10 protein-coding genes are annotated in these 13,363 nt (G+C 72.8%); 7 read left to right on the forward strand and 3 right to left on the reverse strand.

The genetic code is table 11. The features are described 5' to 3' along the window. Positions 1–8 precede the first annotated feature (8 nt). Both OG393_RS25195 and OG393_RS25200 read right to left on the reverse strand, forming a co-directional pair. On the reverse strand, positions 9–1,508 hold the full coding sequence (locus tag OG393_RS25195) for an ankyrin repeat domain-containing protein (RefSeq protein WP_327376978.1): 1,500 nt from the start codon (positions 1,506–1,508) through the stop codon (positions 9–11). Between the two features lie 111 nt (positions 1,509–1,619). Continuing rightward, positions 1,620–2,504 (reverse strand): hypothetical protein, encoded by an 885-nt coding sequence (locus OG393_RS25200; RefSeq protein WP_327376979.1) that lies wholly within the window; start codon positions 2,502–2,504, stop codon positions 1,620–1,622. A gap of 157 nt (positions 2,505–2,661) precedes the next feature. Between OG393_RS25200 and OG393_RS25205 the strand changes: the two genes are divergently transcribed. From OG393_RS25205 to OG393_RS25230, 6 genes are all read left to right on the forward strand, one after another. Then, positions 2,662–3,444, forward strand: a complete 783-nt coding sequence (locus tag OG393_RS25205; RefSeq protein ID WP_327376980.1) for a S1 family peptidase — start codon at positions 2,662–2,664, stop codon at positions 3,442–3,444. Between the two features lie 261 nt (positions 3,445–3,705). Next, complete coding sequence (locus OG393_RS25210) at positions 3,706–4,011, forward strand: chorismate mutase (RefSeq protein ID WP_327376981.1); 306 nt, start codon at positions 3,706–3,708, stop codon at positions 4,009–4,011. Next, positions 4,011–5,000, forward strand: coding sequence for an asparaginase (locus OG393_RS25215; RefSeq protein ID WP_327376982.1), 990 nt, complete (start codon positions 4,011–4,013; stop codon positions 4,998–5,000). Before OG393_RS25210 ends, OG393_RS25215 begins: the two co-directional genes overlap by 1 nt. 67 nt (positions 5,001–5,067) lie before the next feature. Next, positions 5,068–7,563: an aminopeptidase N gene (gene pepN / locus OG393_RS25220; RefSeq protein ID WP_327376983.1), complete on the forward strand. Its 2,496-nt coding sequence runs from the start codon at positions 5,068–5,070 to the stop codon at positions 7,561–7,563. Between the two features lie 139 nt (positions 7,564–7,702). Further along, the gene (locus tag OG393_RS25225) at positions 7,703–9,100 is read left to right on the forward strand and encodes a pyridoxal phosphate-dependent decarboxylase family protein (protein WP_327376984.1); all 1,398 of its coding nucleotides are present in this window, start codon (positions 7,703–7,705) and stop codon (positions 9,098–9,100) included. Then, a complete protein-coding gene (locus OG393_RS25230; protein ID WP_327376985.1) occupies positions 9,097–10,542 on the forward strand; it encodes a lysine N(6)-hydroxylase/L-ornithine N(5)-oxygenase family protein in 1,446 nt (481 codons plus the stop codon). The genes OG393_RS25225 and OG393_RS25230 overlap by 4 nt, the downstream gene beginning before the upstream one ends. 148 nt (positions 10,543–10,690) lie before the next feature. Here the strand turns inward: OG393_RS25230 and OG393_RS25235 are convergent, their stop codons facing one another. Further along, positions 10,691–12,490, reverse strand: coding sequence for a bifunctional metallophosphatase/5'-nucleotidase (locus OG393_RS25235; RefSeq protein WP_327376986.1), 1,800 nt, complete (start codon positions 12,488–12,490; stop codon positions 10,691–10,693). Positions 12,491–12,624: 134 nt separating this feature from the next. On the opposite strand from OG393_RS25235, the gene OG393_RS25240 reads away from it, so the two are divergent. Further along, positions 12,625–13,305, forward strand: coding sequence for an SIMPL domain-containing protein (locus tag OG393_RS25240; protein WP_327376987.1), 681 nt, complete (start codon positions 12,625–12,627; stop codon positions 13,303–13,305). Positions 13,306–13,363 lie beyond the last annotated feature (58 nt).

Here is a 13,363-nt window from a genome sequence, read left to right on the forward strand (position 1 = left end):
GTCCGGGCTCAGCGGATGCGCGGACCCGTCCATTCCAGGCGCGTCCTGACCCGTTCGTTCCCGATGTGCTCCAGCGCGGCCAGCGCCGTGTCGCGGGCCGAACCCCCGGGGTCTCCGTCCGCCAGGATTCCGGCCAGCACCTCCACGGCACGCTGGTCCTGACGCATCGCCAGACCGCGGGCAGCCTCGGCGACGGTGTCCGGATCGGTGTCGTCCAAGCGCTCGGCGAGGGCGGCACGGAGCGGGGGAGTGTCCTCGGGCAGCTCCGCGAGGGCCAGCGTGGCCCAGTCCCGCACTCCCGGGTCGGGGTCCCGGCTCAGCCCCACCAGCACCTCGACGGCCCCCGGACACCCGGCCGGCACCAGCCCGGTCAGCGCGCACCCGAGGGCACGCCGCACCTCGGCGTCGGGGTGCGCGGCGAACGCCAGCAGTTCGGGCAGCGCCGCCGCGTCCCCCGCCGTCCCCAGGGCCGCGACCACGGCGAGGGCGGGCTCCCGGGCCGCCCCCGCGGCCTCCCCGGAGTCCTCGGCGGCGGGCCGGAGCCCGGCGGCCAGCCGGCGCAGGACCGGCAGACCCGCGGCCCTGAAACCGCCCAGTGCGGCCAGGACGTCCGCGCCGAGCGCCTGCCGCCGGGTGTCGCCGCTCCCGCACCAGGCCGACGCCGCGCGGAAGGTCTCCCCGTCGGCGCGCCGGGCGAGCGCCGCGACCGCCTCCGTCCAGTCGTCCTGGGTCCGGTCCCCGCACCGCAGGGCCCGCGTCGCGAGCTCCTCGTGGGGCACGGAAAGTCCGAGCGCGCCCTCCAGGAGCGTGGCGATCGCCGCGTGACCGGTCTGCCGCTCGTCGCCGCTGCCCGGGGCACCGTTCTCGCGCAGCAGTTCGACGACCACGGTGACGCCGCCGTCCTCCGGGACCCGACGGACCACGGACTCGTACGTCGCACCGCCCGCGTATCCGTCGAGCAGTCCGCGCCGCAGCTCGGCCGCGATGTCCACCCCGATCCAGCGGCGGGCCTCGGCCAGCGCGTCGCCGAGCGGCCCGGCGCCGTGCTCCAGGAGTGTCCGCACGCTCGGGGTCGAGCCGCGCCGGGCCGCGGCGACGAGCGGGGTGAGCCCGTCGGGCCCGGGGCGGTTCGGATCGGCCCCGTGCGCGAGCAGGACCCGCACCGTCTCGGTGTGACCCAGCCGTACCGCCCAGGCCGTCGCCGTGAAGCCGTACGACTCCTCCTCGTCCGGCCGCGCGCCCGCCGCGAGCAGGGCCCGGACCACCTCGGCGTGTCCGCCGCAGGCCGCGCCGCACAGCGGCAGGTCACCCGCCCCCTCGCCGCTGCCCCGTCCCGGGTCGGCGCCCGCGGCGAGCAGCAGTCTCACGATCCCGGGTTCGTTCGCGACGGCGGCCCGGTACAACACCGTCTCCCCGTCGGCGTCCGCCTCGGGCGATTCCCCGGCGCGCAGGGCGCGCACGACCGTGTCCTCGTCCCCGCCCGTGACGCCCTCGAACAACGTGCTCATGCGCCGACCTTCGCCTCCGCGCGGGCTTCGGCGCAAACCGGGTTCCGCGGGCCGGACGGAGCACCGCGCACCCGGCGCCACCCGCCGGCCCGCCGAGCGCGGCGACCCGTCTCAGCTCCCGCACTCCAGTACCGAGCCGCACACCCCGCAACGCGCCGTCAGATGCCGCCCGGCCGGCACCCGCAGGAGCTGATGGCACACCGGGCACGGGAAGGAGACCCGCAGCGAGGCGCCCGTGCCCTCGAAGGCGTACGGCGCCCCGGCCGCGGCGCGCCCCTGGCGGCGGGCCTTGGTGTACCGGTGGCGCGCCGCCCAGCCGGCGCCTGTCAGCGGCGGCCGCCGTCCGTCGCGGGCGGCCTCGGCCCGGCCGCGTTCCCACGCGTCGTACGCCTGCGGGCTGGTGAACCACGGCGAGGGGTCCTCACCGAAGACCTCGGCCCGCTTCGCCAGGACGTACCCGAACTCCTCGGGGGTGAGGTAGCCGAGTTTCTGGCTGGAGACGGAGTCCTCCCGGTAGGCGTCGAGCAGGAGCCAGCCCGCCCCCAGATAGGCGGTCACCACATCCGTGAGGATCTCGTTGTCCCCGGTGTGCGGGAAGCCGAGGTCGAGGCGGTGGAGCAGAACATGGGTGATCTCGTGGGCCAGCGCCGCCCCGACGTCCCTGCGATGCCGCCGGAAGCGGTCGTTCAGTTCGATGAAGTACTCGGGGCCCGCGGCCAGCTCGACGCTCGCCGCGTGCCTCATCGGCCGGAAACTCACGATCATCCGGGCCTGCGGCAGCCGCAGGTGACGGACGAGCGCCCCGGCCACCCGCTGTGCGCCGAGGTGGAGTTCGTCCTCGTCGGCGAACGCCACGTCCGCGGCCGGGACGCTCGCGTCGTACCGCCGGACCCCGTCCGCGGACAGTCTCCGGTACAGCGCGGTGATCGAGGCCCGGACCGTGTCGAGGTGCGGGAACCCGTGGACGACCGCGTTTCCCTCGTTCTCGTTCGGCACGCCGGTACCCCCTTCGCCCCACTGTACGGCCCTGGCCCGGCTTCGCGCCCTGGCCGAAATCCCGGCCTTGTGACCCCGTCGGGCCCTGCCGATAATCCGGACCGAGCCTTGACGGATACATGCCATCAAGGTCCAACCCCCCACGAAAGGCAACCACGTGAAGAAGAACAGGCTCCTTCGCGCGTTGCGGCGGATCGCCGCGACCGGCGCCGTCGTCCTCGCCGCCGTCAGCCTCCAGCCCTCCACCGCCTCCGCCGCGCCCGCGCCTGTCGTCGGCGGCACCCGGGCGGCCCAGGGCGAGTTCCCCTGGATGGTCAGGCTCTCCATGGGCTGCGGCGGCTCGATGCTGACGCCGCAGATCGTGCTCACGGCCGCCCACTGCGTGAACGGCTCCGGAAACAACACCGGCATCACCGCCACCGCCGGGGTCGTGGACCTCCGGAGCGGCAGCGCGATCAACGTCCGGTCGACCAAGGTCCTGCGAGCCCCCGGCTACAACGGCACCGGCAAGGACTGGGCCCTGATCAAGCTCGCCTCGCCGATCACCTCGGTCCCCACGCTGAGGATCGCCGACACGACCGCCTACAACAGCGGCACTTTCACCGTCGCCGGCTGGGGCGCCGCCCGCGAGGGCGGCGCGCAGCAGCGTTACCTGCGCAAGGCGACCGTCCCGTTCGTCTCGGACGCCGCCTGCCAGGCGGCGTACGGATCCAGCCTCGTCCCCGCCGAGGAGATCTGCGCCGGGTACAACCAGGGCGGGGTCGACACCTGCCAGGGCGACTCGGGCGGACCGATGTTCCGCCGGGACGACGCCGGCGCGTGGATCCAGGTCGGCATCGTGAGCTGGGGCGAGGGCTGCGCGAGGCCCGGCTACCCCGGCGTCTACACCGAGGTGTCGACGTTCGCCTCCGCCATCACCGCGGCCGCGGCGACGCTCTGACCTCCTGACCCGGCAGCCCGTGTACGGGGGCGGCGCCCCCGCCCCCGTACACGGTCCGCCTCCCCACGCCGCCTGCCTGCCTCGGGCCCGTCTCCCGGCCGCCCACCCGCCTCCCGCGGCTGTGACCCGACGGGTCGGCACCCCGCCCGGCCGCTTCCGCGCCCCACGGGCACCCGCTGCCCCCGGCGGCCGGGGCAACCGCGTTCCGGATCCCGAACACCCTCCGGCGGTCGCCGGGCGCTCCGTCTAAGCTCGCTGCTCATGAGCGACATCGACGAGTCCGTACAAGCGGAACTGACCCGGCTGCGCGAGAGCATCGACAACATCGACGCGGCGGTCGTCCACATGCTCGCCGAACGCTTCAAATGCACCCAGCAGGTCGGCGTCCTCAAAGCCCGGCACCAGCTCCCGCCCGCCGACCCGGCACGCGAGTCCCGCCAGATCGCCCGGCTGCGGGAACTCGCCGAGAGCGCGAAACTGGACCCGGCGTTCGCGGAGAAGCTGCTGAACTTCATCATCGCGGAGGTCATCCGGCACCACGAGACGATCGCGGACGGAGCACACTGATGACCCGCGTCACGGTCTTCACCCTCGGAGGGACGATCTCCGCACGGGACGGGGACGCGGCGCGCCTGACCGGCCACGAGGTGCTCGCCGGACTCGGCACCCCCGGAAGCGACCTGGAGATCCGCGACTTCCGCCGGATGCCCAGCGCGTCCCTGTCCTTCGAGGACCTGACCGGCCTCGCCGACGAGGTGCGCGCCACCACGGCGGCCGGCTCCGGCGTCGTCGTCGTGCAGGGCACCGACACCCTGGAGGAGACCGCCTTCCTCCTCGACCTGCTCTGCCCGGCCGGCGAGCCGGTCGTCGTCACCGGCGCCATGCGGCGACCCGACCAGCCCGGCGCCGACGGCCCGGCCAACCTCGCCGCGGCGCTCGCCGTCGCCGCCGACCCCGCCTGCCGCGACCTCGGAGTCCTCGTCGTCCTCGCCGACGAGATCCACGCCGCCCGCCACGTCCGCAAGACCCACACGACCTCCGTCGCCACCTTCGCCTCACCCGGCGCCGGACCTCTCGGCGCGGTCGTCGAGGGCCGGCCGAGAATCATGTTCCGCCCGGCCGCCCCCTCCACGATCCGCCCCCTGCGGCTCGACCCGGACGTCCGCGTCGCCCTGATCACCCTCTCCCTCGGTGACCGCGGCGAACTCCTGGACGGCATCGACACCCGCTTCGACGGCCTGGTCGTGGCCGCCTTCGGCGCCGGTCACGTCCCGGCCCGGCTGGCGGACCGGCTGGAGGAGATCACCCAGCGCATCCCGGTCGTCCTCGCCTCCCGCACCGGCGCCGGCCCCACCCTCTCGCACACCTACCGCGGCCCCGGCTCCGAGGACGACCTCCTGCACCGCGGCCTCGTCCCCGCCGGTCTCCTCGACCCCGCCAAAGCCCGTCTCCTCCTCCACACCCTGCTCTCCAGCGGGGCCGCGGGCGAGGCCGGCTACGACCGCCCCCGCATCACGGCCGCCTTCACCCACCTCACGGGCAGCGGGCTCGCCTGAGAACCCCCTCTGAGCCGTGGGCGGAACACCGTTCCCCCACCCGGCCCCATCAGGCAGCATGGAGCCCATGTCCGTACTGACGCGCGACGAAGCGCAGACCCGTGCCCAGCTCCTCGACGTCCACCACTACCGGGTCGACCTCGACCTGACCACCGGGGACGAGACCTTCCGGTCGAGGAGCGCCATCCGGTTCACCGCCCGCACCGCCGGGGACACCTTCGTCGAGCTGAAGCCCGAGACCCTCCACACCGCCACCCTCGACGGCGAACCCCTCGACCCCGGCGCCCTCGACGACAACCGGCTCCCCCTCAGCCTCACCGAGGGCGAGCACACGCTGGAGATCAGCACCACCATGCGCTACTCGCGCACCGGCGAGGGCATGCACCGGTTCACCGACCCCGTCGACGGCGAGACGTACGTCTACACCCAGCTCTTCATGGAAGACGTCCAGCGGGTCTTCGCCGCCTTCGACCAGCCCGACCTCAAGGCCGTCTTCGAAGTCGGCGTCGACGCCCCCGAAGGCTGGACCGTCCTCGCCAACGGCATCACCGAACGGCAACCCGACGGCCGCTGGACGGCCGCCCCCACCCCGCTGCTCTCCACCTACTTCGTCTGCGTCGCCGCCGGCCCCTGGCACTCCGTGCGCACCGAACACGCCGGACTCCCCTTCGGCATCCACTGCCGCCGCTCGCTCGCCCCCCACCTCGACGCCGACGCCGACGAGATCCTCGACATCACCAAGGCATGCTTCGACCGCTTCCACGAGAAGTTCGAGGAGCCCTACCCCTTCGACTCCTACGACCAGGCATTCGTACCCGAGTTCAACGCCGGCGCGATGGAGAACCCCGGCCTCGTCACCTTCCGCGACGAGTTCGTCTACCGCTCCGCCGTCACCGTCACCGAACGCCAGACCCGCGCCATGGTCATCGCCCACGAAATGGCCCACATGTGGTTCGGCGACCTCGTCACCCTGCGCTGGTGGGACGACATCTGGCTCAACGAGTCCTTCGCCGAGTACATGGGCTACCAGACCGTCAACGAAGCCTGCTCCGACCGCTTCCCCGACACCTGGATCGACTTCGGCGTCGTACGCAAGGCATGGGGCTACGACGCCGACCAGCGCCCCTCCACCCACCCCGTCGCACCCGACCCCGAGGCCGTCCCCGACACCGCCTCGGCCCTCCTCAACTTCGACGGCATCTCCTACGCCAAGGGCGCCTCCGCCCTCCGCCAGCTCGTGGCCTGGATGGGCGAGAAGGACTTCCTCGCCGGCATCAACACCCACTTCGCACGGCACAAGTTCGGCAACGCCACCCTCGCCGACTTCATCGACAACCTCGCCTCCGCCACCGACCGCGACGTCCACGGTTGGGCCGAGCAGTGGCTGCGGACCACCGGCGTCGACACCCTCACCCCCGAACTCGGCGGCGACACCACCCGCACCACCCTCACCGTGCGCCGCGACGGCAGCCGCCCCCACCGCATCGCCATCGGCGTCTACGACCGCGACCTCCTCGACACCAAGCGCCTCGTCCTGCGCGCACGCGTCGAAGCCGACATCCCGCACACCACCCCCCTCGAACTCCCCGGCCCGCGCCCCGCCCTCGTCGTCCTCAACGACGGCGACCTCACCTACGCCAAGGTGCGCCTGGACCCGAACTCCCTCCAGACCGCCCGGCGCTGCCTCTCCGGCATCCCCGACGCCCTCACCCGCGCCGTCGTCTGGAACACCCTGCGCGACATGGTCCGCGACGGCGAACTCGCCCCCGAGGCATACCTGGAGACGGCCCACACCCACCTCCCCGAAGAGACCGACCTCGCCCTCGTCCAGGGCGTCCTCGCCTTCGCACGCCTCCAGATCGCCGACCACCTCCTCGCACCCGACCAGCGGCCCGCCGCCCTGGCCCTGATCACCTCCCTCGCCCGCGACCTCATCCGCCGCACCGAGGACGGAGACGCACCCGGACTGCGCCTGACCGCCGTCCGCGCGTTCATCGGCAGCGCCACCCAGCCCGACACCATCGCCGCCTGGCTCGCCGAGGACACCGTCCCCGGAGGCCCGGAGACCGACCCCGAACTCCGCTGGCGCATCCTCGCCCGGCTCGCCGTCCTCGGCGCCCTCGACGAGGCCGCCATCGACACCGAACTGGCCCGCGACCCCAGCGCCACCGGCCAGGAAGGCGCCGCCCGCTGCCGCGCCGCCCTGCCCGACCCGCAGGCGAAGGCCGCGGCCTGGTCCCGCCTCTTCGACTCCGACGACCTCTCCAACTACCTCTTCACCGCCACGGCGCAGGGCTTCTGGCAGCCCGAACAGGACGAACTGCTCAAGGACTACGTCGCCCGCTTCTACCCCGCCGCCATCGCCCTCGGCGACCGACGTGGCCCGGCCATGTCCGAAGCCGCCGGCCGGCACGCCTTCCCCGCCCACATGATCGACCGGGAATCACTGGCCCTGGGCGAGACCCACCTCCGGGACGACACGATGATTCCGGCCCTCAGGCGCAAACTCGTCGACCAGCTCGACGACCTCCGCCGGGCCCTGCGCGTCCGCACCGAGGCATAGCCGCGACGGGCCGCACCGCGACCCGGCCCCGACGCCCCCCACCACGAGGGACAGGGACTTGTCCAGGCCCTGTCCCTCGTTCGGGTTACAGACCCCCGCTCACCGGACAAACCCAGAAAACCCCCGCCAGGGTGGGGCCATGTGTGCCGCGCCCACCCCGCCCGCCCCGCCTCCGGCCCTCGCCGGAGGCGAAACCGGCCCCGACGCCCTGCGCCCCCTCCTGGCCACCGTCCTCGACGCGCTGCACGACGGAGCCACGGCACGACGCGGCCCGATCCCCGCCGGCGGCCCCGACCGGGTCGCCGCCCGGATCCGCGACACCCTGGGACCGGCCCTCCCCGACACCGGAACCACCCCCGAGACCGCCCTGCGCACCCTCGTCACCGCCCTCGCCGAAGGATCCGCGGACCCCGCCGCCCCCCTCTGCGCCGCACACCTCCACACCCCGCCCCTCGCGCTCGCCGTCGCCGCCGACCTCGCCGCCTCCGCGCTGAACCCCTCCCTGGACTCCTGGGACCAGGCACCCGCCGCCTCCGCCCTCGAAGCCCTCGTCACCGCCGCCCTCGCCGCCGAGGTCTACCCCCACACCCTCCGGCCCGACGCCCTCGTCACCACCGGCGCAACCGAGTCCAACCAACTCGCCCTCCTCCTCGCCAGGGAACGCCACGGCACCGTCCAGGCCATCGTCGGAGCAGCCGCCCACCACTCCTTCCACCGCGCCGCCTGGATCCTCGGACTGCCCGCACCGGTCAGCGTCCCCACCCCCAACGGAACCCTCGACCCCGTCGCCCTCGACGAGGCACTCACCGACCTTCACGGCCCCCTCCTCGTCGCCGCCACCGCCGGCACCACCGACACCGGCCGCATCGACCCCCTGCCCCAGATCGCCGACCTCTGCGACGCCCACGGAGCCGACCTCCACGTCGACGCCGCCTACGCCGGCCCCGCCCTCTTCAGCGCCACCCACCGCCCCCTGCTCAGCGGCCTCGACCGCGCCCGATCCGTCGCCCTCGACCTGCACAAACTCGGCTGGCAACCGGCCGCCGCCGGCCTCCTCGCCGTCCGCGACACCGCCGACCTCGCGGTCCTCACCCACACCGCCGACTACCTCAACGCCGACGACGACACCGAAGCCGGTCTCCCCAGCCTCCTCGGCCGCTCCCTGCGCACCACCCGCCGCCCCGACATCCTCAAGATCGCCGTCACCCTGCGCGCCCTCGGCCGCGACGGCCTCGGCGCCCTCGTCGACACCTGCTGCGCCCTCGCCAGGGACCTCGCCGACCTCGTCGACAAGACCCCCGGCCTGGAACTGTACGAGCGGCCCACCCTGAGCACCGTCCTGTTCCGGCCCCGGGACGCCGACGACGACACCGTCGCCGCCATCCGCCGCACCCTCCTCACCGAGGGCCGGGCCGTCCTCGGCCGCGCCCACGAGGACGGCCGGCTCTGGCTCAAGGCCACCCTGCTCAACCCCCACGCCACCACCGGCGACCTGGAAGAGATCCTCACCCTCGTGGAAGGCGGCACCGACCGATGACCGGCGACACCCCCCAGCACGACCCGTCCCCCCAGGCCCAGGGAGCGTGGGGGGACCCCCACCCGCCCTGCGACCTGGTGGGCATCGGCATCGGCCCGTTCAACCTCTCCCTCGCCGCACTCGCCCACGGCATCCCCGACGGACTCTCCACCGCCTTCTTCGAACAGAACCCCGCCTTCCACTGGCACCCCGGCCTCCTCATCGAGGGCGCCACCCTCCAGGTCCCCTTCCTCGCCGACCTCGTCACCCTCGCCGACCCCGCCAGCCCCTGGTCGTTCCTCAGCTACCTCCGCTCGCGTGACCGCCTCTACCCGTTCTACTTCGCCGAGAAGTTCCACATCCAGCGCGCCGAGTACGACGCCTACTGCCGCTGGGTCAGCGGCCGGCTCCCCGGCCTCCACTTCGGCCACCAGGTCGACTCCGTCCGCTGGAACCCCGAACGCTCCCTGTTCGAAGTCGACTTCACCCAGCTCGACGGCGACGGCGAAGCCGAGGCACTCGGCCGCGTCTACACCCGGAACATCGCCCTCGGCGTCGGCACCCAGCCCCACGTCCCCGAACCCCTCCGGCCGCTCGCCGAAGCCCCCGGCGTCCCCGTCGTCCACTCCGCCGACTACCTCGACCACCGCGCACGGCTCCTCGCCGCCGAACACGTCACCGTCGTCGGCTCCGGCCAGTCCGGAGCCGAGATCTTCCTCGACCTGCTCCGCGCCCGCCCGGCCGGCGCCGAACGCATCCACTGGCTCACCCGCACCGAGGGCTTCGCACCGATGGAGTACTCCAAACTCGGCCTGGAACACTTCACCCCCGACTACACCCGCTACTTCCACGCACTGCCCGAGTCCGTCCGCAACGAACTCGTCCCCCGCCAATGGCAGCTCCACAAAGGCATCGACACCGACACCATCGCCGCCATCCACGACGAGCTCTACCGCCGGACCCTCGACGGCGGCTGGCCGGACGCCGTCCTCACCCCCGGCGTCCGCGTCCGCACCGCCGGCCGCGTCGCCACCACCAAGGTCGAGCTCCACCTCGAACACGTCCAGCAGTCCAGCCGCTCCCGCCTCACCACCGACGCCGTCGTCCTCGCCACCGGCTACCGCGAACGCCCCGTCGACCGCATGCTCGCCGACCTCGACCCGTACCTGCGCCACGACTCCGCCGGGCGCGCCCGGATCGACGAGGAGTACCGCCTCGTCCTCGACGACTCCGTCAGCGGCTCCGTCTACGTCCAGAACGCCGAGCAGCACACCCATGGCGTCGGCGCGCCCGACCTCGGACTGGCCGCCTGGCGCAGCGCGACGATCCTCAACTCGCTCACCGGCAAAGAGCCCTACCCCCTGCCCCGCCGCACCGCCTTCACCAGCTTCGGCCTCGAACGACGGGAGACGCCCCGCATTCCGGCCCAGGGCCAGGCGCTGAAGCCCCTCGCCCGGAACTGACCTCACCTCGCACGGCACGCTCCCGCCCACCGATCCGGGTCCGGGGACGCCCCGCGGCGTCCCCGGACCCGACGGCCCGCCCGGACATACCGGATGCACTTGACATGTCGGATGTGTGCCACGGCGTGCACGTGACCTGACGCGGCTCTCAGAACACCGGCACACCCTCCCGCGTCAGCCTCCAGTCCACCGACGCGAACCGATCCGGGTCGACCGTCCCGTTCGCCCGCACCCACTGGATGATCGTGTTGCGGATCTCGTCCGAGTTCGCCCACAACTGCGGCGCCCCCGCCACATGCGGGAACGCTCCGCCGCCACTCGCCCGGTAGTTGTTCACCGCCAGCACGAACCGCGCCTCCGGATCGATCGGCTCACCACCGAACGACAGGTTCACGATCCGCGAACCGGCCGGCTGAGCGATGTCGATCTCGTACGTCACCCCGTACACCACGTCGTAGTTGTAGTCCGGCGTCCCGTCCGCGTTGGTCAACAGCGCCGTGTCCACCGGCGCACCGGCCGGAGTCCTGACGTAGTACCGCGCCGAGAACTCCAGATAGTCCTTGACCTGCGCACCGGTCAGCAGCCGCGCCTCCAGGGTGTTCTCGAACACGTAGAGACCCGCCGCGTCCCTGATGGTCACCTCACCGGCCGGGATCGCCGCCGTACGGGAGAAGCAGGACGCCTGCGACAGCACCGGAAGCCCGGCGTACGCGCCACCGGCCAGCGCCTCCTTCACCGTCTCGGCCTGGACATGGCTGATCAGGTCGATGATCGGCTCGTCCTTCCACGGCGCATCGACCGTGGTCATCGCCGTCGTCGACGAACCGATGACCTGGTTCACGTAGGCGACGACCTTCCGGTGCTCGTCCGCAAGCAGACCCGTGATCTCCGGGTCCTCCGCCACCGTGTTGGAGTTCAGGACCTGCGCCGCGACCTTCTCGACCGTCCAACGGCCCTTCTCCCACACCAGGTCGAAGTCGAACAGCGTCAGCCGCTGGCCCCACTTCAGCGGCTCCGACAGCACCACCTCCGCACCGGTGTCCTCGTTCCGCACCCGGTACTCGGGGATCTCGGTATGGGCGTGCCCGACGAGAATCGCGTCGATGCCCGGCACACGCTCCGCGACGAGGCCGGCCGCGTTCTCGACGTACGGGAGCTGGTCGCCGTACGAGGAGGTTCCGCTGGAACCGGAGTGAGCCGAGACCACGACCACGTCCGCACCCATCGAGCGCAGCCTCGGCACCCACTTCGCCGCCTGCTCCTCCAGACCGGGGAAGACCATCCGGCCGGTGACGTTGGCCTTGTCCCAGATCGCGATGCCCGGGTTGGTCAGACCCAGCACCGCCACCCTCACGTCCCGCCCGTGCGGCGTGCGCAGACGGTGCATGCTGTACGGGGGAAACGCCGGCCGGAGCGTCTTCGCGTCGAGCGCGTTCGCACCGAGCAACGGGAAGTCGCACTGCTCCTCGAACTTCCGCAGCACCGGGATGCCGTAGTTGAACTCGTGGTTGCCCAGCGCCGCGGCGTCGTAGCCGATGGCGTTCATCGCCCGCGCCATGGGGTGGACCGGGCCGCCCTGTCGCGTGATCGGGTCGACCTTGGCGTAGTAGTACGACAGCTGGGTGCCCTGGATGGTGTCACCGGCGTCGATGAGCAGCGTGTTGCACCGCCCCCGCCGCCTCCGCACCTGGTCGACCAGGGTCGAGATCTTGGCCAGGCCGACGTCGTTGTGTGCCTTGTCGTCGAACTCCTTGTCCGTGAAGTAGTCCCAGTTGAAGACGTTGCCGTGCAGATCGGTGGTCCCCATCACGGTGAAGGAGTACCGCTTGGCCGGCTTCGGATGACGACCCGAAGCCTGCGCGGGAGCGGCGGCGACGCCCGCCGACAGGGCGGCGCCGGCTCCGACGACGGCGGAACTCTCCAGGAACGTGCGGCGGTTCAGCGGCATGGGTTCTCCTTGGTTCAGTGGCGCACAACGCGCGTAGATTCTGGCTCAGACGACACTCCCGCAACAGACCTCCCGGGTTAAGGAGTGGGAAAGTGTCCGGGACCCCGGCCGCAGACCGTACGAGGGAGCCCACCGTGACGACCGCATACCACCCGACGCCGGACACCCCGCACCTCACGGTCCGCGGACAGGCACACCTGGAGGTCGACCCCGACATCGCCCACATCGGGGTGACCGTGCACGCACGCGGCGCCGACCGTGCCGTCACGCTGGCCGACCTCACCCGCCGCAACGGCCAGGTGCTCGAACTCCTCAAGTCCTACGGCGACGCGGTGGAGAAACCGGAGACCGGACGCTTCTCGATCGGCCCCGAACCCCGGCGCGGCCGCGCCGAACGCCCCACCGTCTACCGGGGCCAGGTCCGCGTGACCGCCGAACTCGCCGACTTCACCACCCTCGGCGAGCTCACGGCCCGCCTGAGCGACCTGGAACAGACCAGCGTGGAGGGACCGTGGTGGGCCCTGCGGCACGACGCCCCGGCCTACGCCGAGGCACGCCGGCTCGCCGTGACGGAAGCCGTGCGACGGGCGCGCGCCTACGCCGGCGCCCTGGGCTCCTCCCTCGCCGCCCTCCTGGAACTGTCCGACACCGAATCCTCGCCGCCCTCGGCGCTGCGCCATGTGTCCGGAGGGGTGCACATGGCCTTCGCCGGCGAGGGGGCCGAGGAGCTTCCCTCCCTGGATCTCGAACCGCAGCGCCAGACGGTCACGGCCGAGGTCACGGCCCGCTTCACCATCACCCCACCGGCGCTCTGAACCACGAATCCGCGGCGGGGGTCGGCCCCCGCCGCGGCCCCGCCCGTCAGCCCGCCAC

It is taken from the genome of Streptomyces sp. NBC_01216, assembly GCF_035994945.1.
GTDB lineage: Bacteria > Actinomycetota > Actinomycetes > Streptomycetales > Streptomycetaceae > Streptomyces.